The organism is Tahibacter soli, from assembly GCF_025717065.2.
Taxonomy (GTDB): domain Bacteria; phylum Pseudomonadota; class Gammaproteobacteria; order Xanthomonadales; family Rhodanobacteraceae; genus Tahibacter; species Tahibacter soli.
Map to the genome: position 1 here is coordinate 928,719 of NZ_JAOVZO020000003.1, position 14,614 is coordinate 943,332.

Sequence of the window (14,614 nt, forward strand, 5' to 3'; positions counted from 1 at the left end):
CCGGGGCGAGGTTAGCAGTGCCGGCGCATCATACGTTGGGCTGTATGACGCGCGGTTAAGTCCGTCTGAATAAGCTGTTCCACGTCCCGAACGGGTTCCGGCGGCAACGCGTCCAGCGTCGCCTCGATGATCTCGGCGATCGCCAGAAACGGCAACAGGCCGTCCAGAAACGCCGCGACCGCCACCTCGTTCGCCGCGTTCAGGACGGTCGGCGCGGTGCCGCCGGCGCGCAGCACGGCGTAGGCGAGCGCGAGGCAGCGGAACGTATCGAGGTCGGGACGCTCGAAATCGAGCCGCGCGAGCGCGACGAGATCGAGCGGTTTCACGCCCGCGTCGACGCGCTCGGGCCATGCCAGCGCGTGCGCGAGCGCCGTGCGCATGTCCGGATTGCCGAGCTGGGCGAGCACCGAGCCGTCGGCGTATTCGACCAGCGAATGCACGATGCTCTGCGGATGTACCACGACGTCGATCGCATCGGGCGCCGCGCCGAACAGATGGTGCGCCTCGATCACTTCGAGGCCCTTGTTCATCAGCGTGGCCGAATCGACCGAGATCTTGCGGCCCATGCGCCAGTTCGGATGCGCCACCGCCTGTTCCGGCGTGATGCCGGCGAGGTCGGCGCGCGTACGGCCGCGGAACGGTCCGCCCGACGCGGTCAGCAGCAGGCGCCGCACGCCGGCGCGCGCGAGGTCCGGCCGGCCGCCCGGCAGGCACTGGAACAGCGCGTTGTGTTCGGAATCGATAGGTATCAGCTCGCCGCCGCCGCGCCCGAGCGCGTCGAGCAGCAGGCTGCCGGCCATGACGATCGACTCCTTGTTGGCGAGCAGGAGGCGCTTGCCGGCCGCGGCGGCCGCGAGCGTCGAATCGAGGCCGGCCGCGCCGACGATCGCCGCGACGACGGTGTCGCACAGGCTCGAACGCACCGCCTCGCACAGCGCCGCGTCGCCGCTCGCGACGCGCGTGGGCAGACCCGCCGAACGGATGCGCGCGGCGAGATCGGCTTCGCAGGCGGGGTCGGCGACGATCGCCAGATCGGGCCGGAAGCGTTCGCACAGCACGGCGAGCGCTTCGGAGTTGCGATGTGCCGCGAGCACGCTTGCGCGGAAACGGTCGGGATGCCGCGCGACGACGTCGAGCGCGCTCGTACCGATCGAGCCGGTAGCGCCGAGGACCGCGACATTCTTCATAGCGACAGCAGCGCCAGGCCGCCGGCCCAGACCGGCAGCGCGGCGAACACGCTGTCGAGCCGGTCGAACATGCCGCCGTGGCCGGGAAACAGGTCGCCGGAATCCTTCACGTTCGCGTGCCGCTTGATCAGGCTTTCGAACAGGTCGCCGACGATCGAGCAGACGACGGTGAGCATAGCGAGGACGAACACGCCGGCGAGCGCGAGCCCGCGCACGCCGAGCAGCCACGCGCCGGCGATGCCGACGAGGGCTGAGCTTGCGATCGCGCCGTAGACGCCGACCCACGTCTTGCCCGGGCTGATGCGCGGCGCGAGCTTGGCGCGGCCCGCGCCCCAGCGGCTGCCGGCGAGGTACGCGCCGCTGTCGGCGACCCAGATCAGCAGCAGTCCGAACAGCGCCCACCACGGTCCGCGTTCGCCACCGCCGTGCACCGCGATCAGCGCGGCCCAGGCCGGTACGACGATGAACGTGCCCGCGACGAGCTTGCGTGCGACGTTCTCGCGCGTCGGCGCGGCGCCGTACGAATAGTGGCGCAGCCACAGCGCCGCGACTGGCCACCAGGCGACGCCGAGCGCGATCGCGATCCACCACGCGGCCGAACCGCGCGCGAACCACAGCAGCACCAGCAGCATCGCGTGCGCCGCGACCACGGCCGCGCGCGAACCTTCGCCGCGCAGGCCGAGCATGCGCGTCCATTCCCAGGTCGCGAACAGGAACGCCGCGGCGGCGACGACGGCGAGCAGCGCGGTCGGCGCGAACACGATCAGCGCGACGGCCAGCGGCGCGAGCGTCAGGGCGGTCAGGGTTCGCTGTTTGAGCATGCGGCGTTCGCGCCCGAAGGAAGGAGAGGGATCATGCGCCGGCCGCGACCTGCGCGCTCGTCTTGCCGTAGCGGCGTTCGCGCGCGGCGTAGTCGGCGAGCGCCGCGTCGAATGCGGCGACATCGAAATCGGGCCACAGGACCTGCGTGAAATAGAGTTCCGCGTAGGCGATCTGCCACAGCAGGAAATTGCTGACGCGCTGCTCGCCGCCGGTACGAATGAACAAATCCACCGGCGGCTGGTCGGCCAGCATGCAATGCGCCGCAAGCGCGCGCTCGTCGATCGCGGCCGGGTCGATCTCGCCGCGTGCCGCGGCCTGCGCGAGTCGTCGCGCGGCCTGCGCGATGTCCCAGCGGCCGCCGTAGTTGACGGCGATGTTCAGCGCGAGCTTGGCGTTCGCCTGCGTGCGTTCCATCGCGCCGAGCATGCGCGCGCGCAGCGCCGGCGCGAACGCGTCGAGTTCGCCGATGAAGCGGATGCGCACGCCGTAGCCGTCGAGCTCGGCCACTTCGCGGTCGAGCGCCTTCAAGAACAGTTCCATCAGCGCGCCGACCTCGTCGCTCGGGCGCTGCCAGTTCTCGCTCGAAAACGCGAACAGGGTCAGCGCGCCGATGCCGCGGCGCAGGCAGAACTCGATGGTCGCGCGCACGGCTTTCTGTCCGGCGTGATGGCCGAACGTGCGCGGGCGCAGGCGCTTCTTCGCCCAGCGGCCGTTGCCGTCCATGACGATGGCGACATGGTGCGGCAATCGCGCGGGCGGGGCGCCCGGTGCGGGGCCGGGCGCGGAGGTCACGGTTTCCAGGATCGACTCCGTTGGCGCTTACAGCGCCATCAGTTCGTCTTCCTTGGCCTTGACGACGACGTCGACGTCCTTGATCGCCTTGTCGGTCAGCTTCTGGATGTCTTCCTCGGCCTTGCGCTCTTCGTCTTCGGTGATCTTGCGCTCTTTGAGCAGTTCCTTGACGTGCTGCATGGCGTCGCGGCGCACGTTGCGCACGGCGACCTTCGCGTTTTCGCCCTCGTGGTGCACGTGCTTGGAGAGTTCCTTGCGGCGCTCTTCGGTCAGCGCGGGCAGGTTGATGCGGATGACCGTGCCGGCCGTGTTCGGCGTCAGGCCGAGGTTCGATGCGAGGATCGCCTTTTCGATCGGCGCGACCATGGTCTTTTCCCACGGCGTGATCGTCAGCGAACGCGAATCCTGCACGGCGACCGTGGCGACCTGCGACAGCGGCGTATCCGAACCGTAGTAGTTCACGCGCAGATGGTCGACGAGCGCGGTGGAGGCGCGGCCGGTGCGCAGCATCTGCAGTTCGTGCTTGAGCGCTTCCACGCTCTTGGCCATGCGGGTCTGGGCGTCTTGTTTGATGTTGTTGATCATGGCGGCGAAATCCTGAGCCGGAAGAGAGCGGCGGAAGTATAACAGCGTGGCCGGCGGCCCATTCGGGGCCGCCGGCCGGCGAAAGCGGTGCGGCCGACCGGCCGGCTTCGGGCGGATCGTCTACGCGACGAGCGTGCCGACCGGTTCGCCCTTGATGATGCGCAGCAGGCCGCCCGCGGCGCCCATGTCGTAGACGCGCAGCGGAATCTTGTTGTCGCGGCACAGCGCGATGGCGGTCGTGTCCATCACCTGCAGGTTGCGCTGGATCACTTCGGCGTAGCTGAGCTTGTCGTAGCGCTGCGCGGTCGGATCCTTCTTCGGGTCGGCGCTGTACACGCCGTCGACCTTGGTGGCCTTGAGCAGGAGATCGGCGCCGACTTCGATCGCGCGCAGCGCGGCGGCGGAGTCGGTGGTGAAGAACGGGTTGCCGGTGCCGGCCGCGAACAGCACGATGCGGCCTTTTTCGAGATGGCGGATCGCGCGGCGGCGGATGAAGTCCTCGCACACGTCGTGGATCTGGATCGCGCTCATGACGCGCGCGTAGGCGCCGGCCTTTTCGATGGCGTCCTGCATCGCCAGCGCGTTCATGACGGTCGCGAGCATGCCCATGTGGTCGCCGGTGACGCGGTCCATGCCGCTCGCGGCGAGGCCTTCGCCGCGGAAGATGTTGCCGCCGCCGATGACCACGCCGACCTGCACGCCGGCCTTCTGCACTTCGATGACTTCGCGGGCGAGGCGCGAGATCACCTTCGGATCGATGCCGTAGTCGGCCGCGCCCATCAGGGCTTCGCCGGAAAGCTTGAGGAGGATGCGTTTGTATTTGATATCGGATGGCATGACGGGCTCCTCGTGCGGTGTGTTTCCAGCGCTTAAAAAAAAGCCGCAGATTTCTGCGGCTCTTTTCTTTATCTACTTCATGCGAATCAGGCGAGTCCCGCCTGCTTCATGACTTCGGCGGCGAAGTCGTCTTCCTTCTTCTCGATGCCTTCGCCGACCGCCAGACGCTGGAAGCCGAGCGCCTCGGCGCCTTCCTTCTTGAGCGCCGCTTCGACGGTGACGTTCGAATCGAGCGCGTAGACTTGGCCGGTCAGCGTGATTTCGGAGACGATCTTGTTGACCTTGCCCGAGACGATCTTTTCGAGGATGTCGGCCGGCTTGGCCTTTTCCTTGTCGGTCATCTGGCCGAGCGCGATGTCCTTTTCCTTCGCGACGAACTCGGTCGGAACCTTGTCGGCGTTGAGGTACTGCGGGTTCATCGCCGCGACGTGCATGGCGATGCCGCGGGCGAGTTCGTCCGAACCGCCCTTGAGTTCCACCAGCACGCCGATGCGGCCGCCGTGGACGTAGCCGCCGACGCGGTTGTCGCTCTTGACGACGGCGAGACGGCGCACCTGGACGTTCTCGCCGACCTTGGCGACGAGCGCCTGGCGCGCTTCTTCGACCGTGCCGCCGCCCGGATAGGCGGCCGCCTTGAGCGCTTCGACGTCGGACACGCCGGCGTCCAGCGCGACCTGCGCGACGTTGCCCGCGAACTTGACGAAATTCTCGTCCTTGCCGACGAAGTCGGTTTCGGAGTTGACCTCGACCAGCACGGCGCCGGCGCCGTTCTGCGCGATCACGATGCGGCCTTCCGCGGCGACGCGGCCGGCCTTCTTGTCGGCCTTGGCGAGGCCGGTCTTGCGCAGGTGTTCCATCGCCGCTTCGATGTCGCCTGCGTTTTCGGTGAGCGCCTTCTTGCACTCCATCATGCCGGCGCCCGAGCGCTCGCGCAGTTCCTTGACCAGACCAGCGGTGATTTCCATCGTAAACCTCGGTAGTTGCGGCGGACGGCTGAACCGTCCGGGAGGAATGAGTCTGTTGCCGCGCCGCGACAGAGCCGTGACGCTGCGCGGCGACGTGGCGTCGCCGCGCGGTTGTTGCAAGTCGTACTTACTGCGCCGGACGACCGCCGCCCGGACCGCCACGGCGCTGGCCGTCGCGACCGCCCGGGCCGCCCGGACCGCGCTTGGCGCCCGGCTTGCCGCGCGGCGGACCCGGCTTGCGGCCGCGCGGGGCGTCCGGATCGGTCGAGGCCTTGACGTTGCCTTCGGCGTCGAGTTCGACGAACTCGTCCTTTTCGCTGACCGCGACCTGCGGAGCGGCGGCGCGGCCTTCGAGCACGGCGTCGGCGGCGGCGCGCACGTACAGCTGCACGGCGCGGATCGCGTCGTCGTTGCCCGGGATCGCGTAGTCGACGAGGCTCGGGTCGTAGTTGGTATCGACCACCGCGATGACCGGAATGCCGAGCTTCTTGGCTTCCTTGATCGCGATGTCTTCATGGCCGATGTCGATGACGAACAGCGCGTCCGGCAGGCGGTTCATGTTCTTGATGCCGCCGAGCGAGATGTTGAGCTTTTCCGATTCGCGCTGCAGGCCGAGCACTTCGCGCTTGACCAGGCGCTCGAAACGGCCGTCGGTGGCCATCGCTTCGAGTTCCTTCAGGCGCGCGACCGACTGCTTGACGGTGCGGAAGTTCGTCAGCGTGCCGCCGAGCCAGCGGGCCGACACGTGCGGCATGCCGCAGCGTTCGGCTTCGTCCTTGACCGCTTCGCGCGCCGAGCGCTTGGTGCCGACGAACAGGATGGTGCCGCGCTTCTGCGCGAGGCCCGAGAGGAAGTTCATCGCGTCGGTGAACAGCGGAACCGTCTTCTCGAGGTTGATGATGTGGATCTTGCCGCGCGCGCCGAAAATGTACGGCGACATCTTCGGGTTCCAGTAGCGGGTCTGGTGGCCGAAGTGGACGCCCGCTTCGAGCATCTGGCGCATGGTGACTTGAGGCATGGTGTTGCTCCATAGCGAGGGCGAACGCCGTCCCTTGAGGATCGGTCGATGCCCGGGGTTGGACCTCCACGTACCCCCGCGTTCGACCCTTTGACGGGCACCCCGAGGCGGTGACGGTACGTGTGCGGATTCGGCACGATTGCCGTTGGGGCCGGTAATTTTCGGCCCGATCTGCAAGCCCCGAAGGCGATGCCGGGGCGAACAAATCCGCGAGATTCTAGCCCGTGCGGCGAGGGCGGGGCAAGCGCGCCGTACACGGGAGCTTGCCGGACGCGGGCGTGCGGACGCGGCTTCGACCGGTCGCGCTGCGCCGGCAGCTTTGAGGCCGGACGTCGCGATGTCTGCCGGACATGCGCATTTTCCTTCGTGAAATCAGCAGCGTACTTGGCTTTTTAACGAGCAGGCTACACTTACGGGCCGGCGACGCGTGTCGCCGTCCCGTCGCAATACGAAGGGTTCCGCACCCGAGGAAGTCATGCCCGTTACGATCAAGACCCCTGCCGAAGTCGAGAAAATGCGCGTCGCGGGCAAACTCGCCGCCGAAGTGCTCGAAATGATCGGTGAATACGTCAAGCCCGGCGTCAGCACCGACGAGCTCGACCGCATCTGCCACGATCACATCGTCAAGGTGCAGCAGGCGATCCCGGCGAACCTCGGCTACCGCGGCTTCCCCAAGACGATCTGCACGTCGGTCAACCACGTGATCTGCCACGGCATTCCCGACGCCCGCAAGATTCTGAAAGACGGCGACATCATCAACATCGACGTCACCGTGATCCGCGACGGCTGGCACGGTGACACCAGCCGCATGTACTACGTCGGCAAACCCGAAGTGCGCGCGCAGCGCCTGTGCACCGTCGCGTACGAATCGATGATGCTCGGCATCGCGCAAGTGCGCCCGGGCGCCACGCTCGGCGACATCGGCTACGCGATCCAGAAGCACGCCGAAGCCGCCGGCTTCTCGGTCGTGCGCGAATACTGCGGCCACGGCATCGGACGCATCTATCACGAAGACCCGCAGATCCTGCATCACGGCAAGCCCGGTCTGGGCATGCCGCTCAAGACCGGCATGTGCTTCACGGTCGAACCGATGATCAATGCCGGCAAGCCCGGCACGCGCCTGATGCCGGACGGCTGGACCGTCGTCACGCGCGATCATTCGCTGTCGGCGCAGTGGGAACACACCGTCACGGTCACCGACGACGGCGTCGAAATCCTGACGCCCTGGCCGAAGGCCGCCTGACGCCATGCACGACGCGGGCGCGCCGACGGTCGCGCTGCCGCGGCTGCCCGCGGCGATTCCGCGTTCCGGCATTTCCGACACCGCGCGGCTCGCGCTGCGCCAGTGGCTGGGCGACGTCGATCGCCGCATCGCGGACGCCTTTCGCGAAGGCGTCGACGCCGACACGCTCGTACGCGCGCGCAGCGCGGCGGTGCAAAAGCTATTGGTGCACGTGTGGACGGCGATCGTCGGCGAGCCGCCGACACTCGCGCTGTACGCGGTCGGCGGCTTCGGCCGCGGAGAGCTGTTTCCGCATTCCGACGTCGACGTGCTCGTGCTGACCGCGGCGCCGCCGCAAGGCTCGCTCGCGCGCTCGCTCGAAACGCTGTTCACGCATCTGTGGGATCTCGGCCTCAAGCCCGGCCACGCGGTGCGCACGCTCGGGCAATGCCGCGAACTCGCGGCCGGCGACCTGTCGGTGTACACGAGCCTGCTCGATGCGCGCCGCATCGCCGGCGCCGACGCGTTCGACGCGGCGCTCGGCGACCTGCTGACCGACGACGCGCTGTGGCCGCGCGCGCGCTATTTCGCGGCGAAGCGCGACGAACAGGTTCAGCGCCACGCGCGCTACAACGACACCGCGTACAACCTCGAGCCGAACCTCAAGGACGGCCCCGGCGGTCTGCGCAGCCTGCACCTGATCGGCTGGCTCGGCCTGCGGCTGTTCGGCGCGCGCGACCTGCGCGCGCTCGCCCGGCAGGACCTCATGAGCCGCGCCGAAATGCTCGCGCTCGACGCCGCGCGCGCGACGCTCTGGCGCACGCGCTTCGCGCTGCACCTGCTCGCGCGGCGGCCCGAGGAGCGCCTGCTGTTCGACTACCAGCGCGAACTGGCGCGCCGGCTCGGCTACGAGGACGAACACGCGCAGAACCTCGGCGTCGAACAGTTCATGCAGAACTACTATCGCGCCGCGATCGCGATCGAACGTACGAGTTCGGCGTTCCTGCAGCGTTGCGACGAGGCGTTGTCCGAGCCGGTGCTGCTCGGCGCCGAACCGATCGGCGACGACTTCCTCGCGATCGGCAATCGCATCGATACGCGCGACCCCGATCTGTTCGAGCGGCGGCCGGCCGCATTGATCGAGGTGTTCGTCGCGCTCGCGCAGAACCCCGAACTGACCGGCCTGCGCGCGCAGGCGCTGTGTCAGCTGCAGGCGGCCGTCGAGGCGCACGGCGAGCGTCTGCGAGAAGATCCCGACGTGCACGCGGCGTTCCTGCGCCTGCTCAAGCTCGGCGCGCCGGCCGTCGAAGCGCTCGCGCGCATGAGCCGGCACGGCCTGCTCGCGCAGTACCTGCCGGCGTTCGGCAAAGTGGTCGGGCGCATGCAGTACGATCTTTTCCACGTGTATACGGTCGACGAGCACACGCTGCGCGTGCTGCGCATCGTCGCGCGCTACGCGCACGCCGAGACGAGCCGCGAATTCGCGCTCGGCCACGCGCTGTTCGCGCGGCTCGCGCAGCCCGAGCTGCTGCTGCTGGCCGCGCTGTTCCACGACATCGCCAAGGGCCGCGGCGGAGATCACTCCGAGCTCGGCGAGCACGACGCGCGCGCGTTCTGCGGCAAGCTCGGACTGCCCGCCAGCGACATCGACATGGTCGCGTGGCTCGTGCGCTGGCACCTCGTCATGAGCGTGACCGCGCAGCGCCAGGACATCACCGATCCCGACGTCGTGCACCGCTTCGCGGCGCAAGTGGGCGAGTGGGAGCGGCTCGATCTGCTATACCTGCTCACTTGCGCCGACATCGCCGGCACCAGTCCGAAATTGTGGAATTCGTGGAAAGATCGCCTGCTGGCCGACCTGTACGTCGCCGCGCGCTACGTACTGCGCTCGGGCCTGGAGCGGCCGGCGCACGCGCAGGACCGCGCGCGCGACACGCAGGCGCAGGCGCGGCGGCTGCTCGTCGACGCGGGCATCGCGCCGAGCGCGATCGACCGCATCTGGGCCGACTTTCCCGAGCACGTGTTCGTGCGCTACCGGCCCGAGCAGATCGCGTGGCAGACGCGCGGCATCGCGCAGACCGCGCGCGCGGCGCTGCCGCTCGTCATGGTGCAGTCGGACGGCGTGCGCGGCGGCACGGAGATCTTCGTCTACGCGGCCGATCGCGACGGCCTGTTCGCGACCGTCACCGCGACGCTCGACCGCCTGCACCTGTCGGTGCAGGAGGCGCGCATTCTCACGTCGCATTCGGGCATGAGCATCGACACGTTTCTCGTGCTCGACGCGCACGGCCAGGCGCTGGCCGACGCCGAGCGCATCGACGCCGTGCAGGAAGAACTGCGCCGCGCGCTGCTGCAGAACCCGTACCGGCCGCAGCTCGCGAAGCGGTCGATCGCGCGGTCGCTGCGTCATTTCCATATACCCGCACGCATCGTGTTTCGTAGCGATGCGGCGCGCACGCAGCTGTCGCTGGTCTGTTCCGACCGGCCGGGGCTGATCGCGCTCGTCGCGCAAGTCTTTCGCGAGCGCCGGGTGCGCGTGCATGATGCGCGCATCGCGACGTTCGGCGAACGCGCGGAAGATTTTTTCCAGATCACCGACCAACACGACCGGCCGCTGACGCCCGACGCCGAAGCCGCGCTGCAGCAGGCGCTCTCGGCCCGGCTCAATATGGCGCAGCCGGCGCCGGCCCCCAAGGAGAACCATGCAAGAGCTTGAATCCCTGATCGACGCGGCGTGGGAACGCCGCGCCGAGCTGAGTCCCGCCGCCGTCGATCCGGCCGTGCACGCGGCCGTCGAAAACGCGCTCGCGCTGCTCGAAGCGGGCGAGCGCCGCGTCGCCGAACCCGACGGCGCCGGCGGCTGGCGCGTCAACCAATGGCTGAAAAAAGCGGTACTTCTGTACTTTCGCCTGAACGGCAACCAGGTGATGCCGGCCGATCCCGCGCCGTACTACGACAAGGTGCCGCTGCGCTTCGAAGGCTTCGACGAGGCGCGCTTTCGCGCGCTCGGCGCGCGCGCGGTGCCCGGCGCGATCGTGCGCCGCGGCGCGCATATCGGCCGCGACGTCGTGCTGATGCCGAGCTTCGTCAACATCGGCGCGTCGGTCGGCGACGGCACGATGGTCGACACCTGGGCGACGGTCGGTTCGTGCGCGCAGATCGGCAAGGGCGTGCATCTGTCCGGCGGCGCGGGCGTCGGCGGCGTGCTCGAACCGCTGCAGGCCGGCCCCACGATCATCGAGGACGGCTGCTTCATCGGCGCGCGTTCGGAAGTCGTCGAGGGCGTCGTCGTCGAACGCGGCAGCGTCATCGGCATGGGCGTGTTTATCGGCCAGTCGACGCGCATCTACCATCGCGAAACCGGAGAAATCCTGTACGGCCGCGTGCCGGCCGGCAGCGTCGTCGTCTCCGGCTCGCTGCCGGCGAAGGACGGCAGCCACAGCCTGTACGCGGCGGTGATCGTCAAGCAGGTCGACGAAAAAACGCGCGGCAAGACATCGGTCAACGAACTGCTGCGCGGCGATTGAGAAGGGATCCGCAATGACGGTAAAAGTGTACGGTTTGAATGCCTGCGACACGTGCAAGAAGGCGCGCAACTGGCTCGACCGCAAAAAAGTCGCCTACGAATTCGTCGACTATCGCGACCATCGCGTGCCGGCCGAAACGCTCAAGGCGTGGGCCGCCGCGGTCGGCGGCTGGGACAAGCTCGTCAATCGCGCGTCGACGACGTGGCGCGGTCTGCCCGAGGCGCGCAAGTCGCCCGAGTCGGCGCCGGAGTGGACGCTCCTGATCAAGGAATATCCGCCGCTGGTGAAGCGTCCGGTCGTCGTGCGCGACGACGGTTCGGTCAGCGTCGGCTTCAACGACAAGCTGTTCGCGTCGCTGTTCGCGGGCTGATCGACGTGGCGGGCGTCGTCGAACTCACCTGCGAACTGATCCGCCGCGTTTCGGTGACGCCGGTCGACGAGGGCTGTCAGGCGCTGCTCGCCCAGCGCCTCGCGCACGCCGGCTTCACGATCGAACACCTGCGCTACGGCGACGTCGACAACCTGTGGGCGACGCACGGCAGCGGCGGACCGGTGCTCGTGTTTCTCGGTCACACGGACGTCGTGCCGAGCGGGCCGTTCGAGGACTGGACGTCGAACCCGTTCGTACCGGTCGTGCGCGACGGGCACCTTTACGGCCGCGGCGCGGCCGACATGAAAGGTTCGGTCGCGGCGATGACGCTCGCGCTCGAAGCGTTCGTGCGCGAGTGGCCGGCGCATGCCGGCACGGTCGCGCTGCTGCTCACGAGCGACGAGGAAGGCGTCGCGCACGACGGCGTCAAGCGCGTGGTCGAAACTTTCCGCACGCGCGGGCAGCGCATCGACTGGTGCGTCGTCGGCGAGCCGTCGTCGCTCGCGACGCTCGGCGACCAGATCCGCATCGGCCGCCGCGGTTCGCTGTCGGGCCATCTCACGGTCAACGGCGTGCAGGGGCACGTGGCGTATCCGCACAAAGTGAAGAATCCGATACACCTGGCAGCGCCCGCGCTCGCCGAACTCGCCGCGACGCGGTGGGACGACGGCAACGACGCGTTTCCGCCGACGTCGTTCCAGATCTCGAACATCCGCGCCGGCACCGGTGCCAACAACGTCGTGCCGGGCGCCTTGCACGCGAGTTTCAATTTCCGTTTTTCCACCGAATGCACGGCGCAAGGCCTGCGCGAACGCACCGAGGCGATCTTCGCCCGGCACGGACTCGACTACGACGTGGTCTGGGAACTCTCCGGCGAGCCGTTCCTGACGCGCGACGGCGCGCTGCGCCGCGCGACGCTCACGGCGATCGAGTCGGTCTGCGGCGTCGCGGTCGACGCGAACACCGGCGGCGGCACGTCGGACGGACGCTTCGTCGCGCCGCTCGGCGCCGAAGTGGTCGAGCTCGGACCGGTCAACGCGACGATCCACAAGGTCGACGAGTGTGTAAACGTCGACGATCTCGAACGGCTGCCGCTCTTGTATCGCGAGATCGCGGAGCGGCTGCTCGGGGCGAACGGGTGAGCGTCTTGGCGCGCATGCTCAAAGCCCTCTCCCCCAAGCTCGCTTGGGGGAGAGGGTGGGGTGAGGGGGCGACTCTCGGGTCTTCCTCGATCTCGACGAAGTGTGACGCGCCGCCCCCTCACCCCATCCCTCTCCCCCAACGTGGTTGGGGGAGAGGGAGTCTTGCGGCTTTTGCAATTTTGCTGCTTGTTCCGCTAACGGGCGTCGCCGCCGACGACGCCCGCCTCTGGCACAACGCCGGCGGCACCACGACGCTCTGGTTCAACCGCGGCGCGATCGGTCCGCTCGGCATCGCGATCGCGCGCACCGGCGGCGACCTCGGCCGCGGCGACGTCGGCGGCGACTATCTCGAACTGCGCTACGCGATCGCCGACGGTTCGGGTCTGTCGTTCCGCCAGGCGCGCGGCGTGTTCTCGCGCCTGGAAGCCGGCGCCGCCACGCACCGCGGCGGACCGGTGCTGCGCGTGCGCGACGTCGAGATCGATCTCGCCGGCTTTCGCGTCGAACGGCGCGGCGCGGGTCGCGTCGGACTCGTGCTCGCTGACCGGCACGGCACCGCCTGGTTCCGCCTCGATCACGCGCAGCATCATGTGGAAAAAGATGCGTTGTCGATCCGCCATCTCGACCTGCGCATCGCCCCGGCGCTCGCCGCGAAACTCGGGCGGCCGGAATGGGCCGGCATCGTCGTCGGCGGCGCCGCGATCGACGCCGCGCACGCCTCGCCCGCGCTGTCCGCGTCGCCCGAGAAGGCGCAGGCCGCCGTATGCAGCGCGATCTGGCCGTCGCCGGTCGCGCGGCCCGACGTGCGCATGATCCGGCTCGCCGAAAACTGGGAAGAGCGCCAGCCCGACGGCGTCAACGCGTATCGCTGCGGTCGCGCGGACGGTGCCGGCGGCCACACGCTGCCGTGCACGCAGGGCAGTCTCGACGGCCTCGTCGTGCTGTCGCCCGACGCGAGCCTGCGCAACGAAGGCAATGCGTCGGTCGCATGGCACCCGAAATTCAGCCCGCCGTCGCCGCCGTACGACAACGACCAGCATCCGTATCTGGTGTGGAACCTGTATCGGCGCGACGCCGACGGCAGCATGCGCCAGATCGCGGCCTCGGGCGTCAAGCACGCGTTTCACACGATCAACGCGGCGTGCGGCTGCGAAGGCGGGCAGATCCTCTATCCCGGCTGCGAAGACACCTACGGCGGTTTCAGCAACGACTTCCCGCTCGCGCTCGGGCCGCGTGCCGAAGTGATTCCGTATACCGGCGAGTGGGCGCGCTGCGGCTCGGTGTTCGACGCCGACTGCGACGGCCGGGCCGACGACGGCGGCTCTTCGGCCGATCCGTACGATCCGACCCGGCGCATGGTCGTGCGCGAGGCGCAGATCGCCGCGTCGCAGCATCCCGGCGCGCGCTGGTTTCTCGAATACGGCTACGTCGTGCGCGACGACGCCGACCCTTACAACACGACGGCCGTGTTCGAAATCGTGCCGCGCAAGGAACCGGGGCAGGGCGCCGACCCGAATGCGTGGATCTGGCGCTTCGATGCGACGAGCTTCGCCAACGGCACGCTCGTAGAAGCCTGGGCGAGCGGCCGCGGCGACGACGTCGGCACGGCGCTCGATCGCTTCGAAACCGCGCACGGCCGCGGCGCGCTGGGCACGCGCGTCGTCGACCTGGGCAACGGCCGCTGGCGCTACGACTACCTGCTGTTCAATCTCGATTTCACGGTCGCGCAGACGCAAGGCAGCGGCGCGACGCTACGCATGCTCGCGAGCCGCGGTTTCGGCGCGGTGTCGCTGCCGGTCGCCGCGAACGTTCCGGTCGATGCGATCGCGTCGAGCCTGTACGACCCGGCCGGCGAACGCGGCTGGACCGGCGCGCGCGTCGCGGGCCGTCTGGATTTCACCGCCGGCACCGCGCCGACGCTCGACTGGGGGCGTTCGCTGCGCCTGTCGTTCGAGAGCCCGCGTCCGCCGCTGCGAACCCGCGTCGTCGTCTACGATGCGACCGGCAACGCGGTCGCGACGCCGTTCGCGCTGGTACCGACCGACCCGCCTGGCGTACGGCGGCGGATACCGAGGTAGCGGACTGTACGAATCCTTAGGCGGAACACAGTACCGGCCTCCGGCGGCGTGGTAACTTTGCAAGAGCAA

The 14,614-nt window shown here is 68.8% G+C and carries 13 protein-coding genes; 6 read left to right on the forward strand and 7 right to left on the reverse strand.

Annotation, left to right across the window (positions count from 1 at the left end; genetic code table 11):
• Positions 1 to 11: 11 nt before the first annotated feature.
• From OD750_RS06565 to rpsB, 7 genes are all read right to left on the reverse strand, one after another.
• Entirely contained in the window at positions 12 to 1,187 is a 1,176-nt protein-coding gene (locus tag OD750_RS06565; RefSeq protein ID WP_263543455.1) for a 1-deoxy-D-xylulose-5-phosphate reductoisomerase, read from the reverse strand.
• Positions 1,184 to 2,008, reverse strand: coding sequence for a phosphatidate cytidylyltransferase (locus OD750_RS06570; RefSeq protein ID WP_263543456.1), 825 nt, complete (start codon positions 2,006 to 2,008; stop codon positions 1,184 to 1,186). Before OD750_RS06570 ends, OD750_RS06565 begins: the two co-directional genes overlap by 4 nt.
• A 31-nt stretch (positions 2,009 to 2,039) precedes the next feature.
• Positions 2,040 to 2,801, reverse strand: a complete 762-nt coding sequence (gene uppS, locus OD750_RS06575) for a polyprenyl diphosphate synthase (RefSeq protein ID WP_263543457.1) — start codon at positions 2,799 to 2,801, stop codon at positions 2,040 to 2,042.
• A gap of 27 nt (positions 2,802 to 2,828) precedes the next feature.
• A complete protein-coding gene (gene frr / locus OD750_RS06580; protein ID WP_263543458.1) occupies positions 2,829 to 3,386 on the reverse strand; it encodes a ribosome recycling factor in 558 nt (185 codons plus the stop codon).
• A 120-nt stretch (positions 3,387 to 3,506) separates the two neighbouring features.
• Positions 3,507 to 4,223, reverse strand: a complete 717-nt coding sequence (gene pyrH / locus OD750_RS06585) for a UMP kinase (RefSeq protein WP_263543459.1) — start codon at positions 4,221 to 4,223, stop codon at positions 3,507 to 3,509.
• An 86-nt stretch (positions 4,224 to 4,309) separates the two neighbouring features.
• On the reverse strand, positions 4,310 to 5,188 hold the full coding sequence (gene tsf / locus OD750_RS06590; RefSeq protein WP_263543460.1) for a translation elongation factor Ts: 879 nt from the start codon (positions 5,186 to 5,188) through the stop codon (positions 4,310 to 4,312).
• A 127-nt stretch (positions 5,189 to 5,315) separates the two neighbouring features.
• Entirely contained in the window at positions 5,316 to 6,206 is an 891-nt protein-coding gene (rpsB, locus tag OD750_RS06595; protein ID WP_263543461.1) for a 30S ribosomal protein S2, read from the reverse strand.
• Positions 6,207 to 6,681: 475 nt separating this feature from the next.
• On the opposite strand from rpsB, the gene map reads away from it, so the two are divergent.
• The 6 genes from map (at position 6,682) to OD750_RS06625 (ending at position 14,545) form a co-directional block, all read left to right on the forward strand.
• Entirely contained in the window at positions 6,682 to 7,449 is a 768-nt protein-coding gene (gene map / locus OD750_RS06600) for a type I methionyl aminopeptidase (protein WP_263543462.1), read from the forward strand.
• 4 nt (positions 7,450 to 7,453) lie between these two features.
• The gene (glnD, locus tag OD750_RS06605) at positions 7,454 to 10,144 is read left to right on the forward strand and encodes a [protein-PII] uridylyltransferase (protein WP_263543463.1); all 2,691 of its coding nucleotides are present in this window, start codon (positions 7,454 to 7,456) and stop codon (positions 10,142 to 10,144) included.
• Entirely contained in the window at positions 10,131 to 10,955 is an 825-nt protein-coding gene (gene dapD, locus OD750_RS06610; protein WP_263543464.1) for a 2,3,4,5-tetrahydropyridine-2,6-dicarboxylate N-succinyltransferase, read from the forward strand. The genes glnD and dapD overlap by 14 nt, the downstream gene beginning before the upstream one ends.
• A gap of 13 nt (positions 10,956 to 10,968) precedes the next feature.
• Positions 10,969 to 11,325 carry a Spx/MgsR family RNA polymerase-binding regulatory protein gene (locus OD750_RS06615; RefSeq protein ID WP_263543465.1) on the forward strand — a complete coding sequence of 119 codons (357 nt, stop codon included), beginning with the start codon at positions 10,969 to 10,971 and terminating at the stop codon, positions 11,323 to 11,325.
• A gap of 5 nt (positions 11,326 to 11,330) precedes the next feature.
• A complete protein-coding gene (gene dapE / locus OD750_RS06620) occupies positions 11,331 to 12,467 on the forward strand; it encodes a succinyl-diaminopimelate desuccinylase (RefSeq protein WP_263543466.1) in 1,137 nt (378 codons plus the stop codon).
• A gap of 179 nt (positions 12,468 to 12,646) precedes the next feature.
• On the forward strand, positions 12,647 to 14,545 hold the full coding sequence (locus tag OD750_RS06625; protein ID WP_263543467.1) for a hypothetical protein: 1,899 nt from the start codon (positions 12,647 to 12,649) through the stop codon (positions 14,543 to 14,545).
• Positions 14,546 to 14,614 lie beyond the last annotated feature (69 nt).

Excerpts from the sequence above, each read along its gene's own strand:
- OD750_RS06565 (WP_263543455.1), bottom strand. The coding sequence starts at position 1,187 with ATGAAGAATGTCGCGGTCCTCGGCGCTACCGGCTCGATCGGTACGAGC.
- OD750_RS06570 (WP_263543456.1), bottom strand. The coding sequence starts at position 2,008 with ATGCTCAAACAGCGAACCCTGACCGCCCTGACGCTCGCGCCGCTGGCC.
- frr (WP_263543458.1), bottom strand. The coding sequence starts at position 3,386 with ATGATCAACAACATCAAACAAGACGCCCAGACCCGCATGGCCAAGAGC.
- pyrH (WP_263543459.1), bottom strand. The coding sequence starts at position 4,223 with ATGCCATCCGATATCAAATACAAACGCATCCTCCTCAAGCTTTCCGGC.
- tsf (WP_263543460.1), bottom strand. The coding sequence starts at position 5,188 with ATGGAAATCACCGCTGGTCTGGTCAAGGAACTGCGCGAGCGCTCGGGC.
- rpsB (WP_263543461.1), bottom strand. The coding sequence starts at position 6,206 with ATGCCTCAAGTCACCATGCGCCAGATGCTCGAAGCGGGCGTCCACTTC.
- map (WP_263543462.1), top strand. The coding sequence starts at position 6,682 with ATGCCCGTTACGATCAAGACCCCTGCCGAAGTCGAGAAAATGCGCGTC.
- glnD (WP_263543463.1), top strand. The coding sequence starts at position 7,454 with ATGCACGACGCGGGCGCGCCGACGGTCGCGCTGCCGCGGCTGCCCGCG.
- dapD (WP_263543464.1), top strand. The coding sequence starts at position 10,131 with ATGCAAGAGCTTGAATCCCTGATCGACGCGGCGTGGGAACGCCGCGCC.
- OD750_RS06615 (WP_263543465.1), top strand. The coding sequence starts at position 10,969 with ATGACGGTAAAAGTGTACGGTTTGAATGCCTGCGACACGTGCAAGAAG.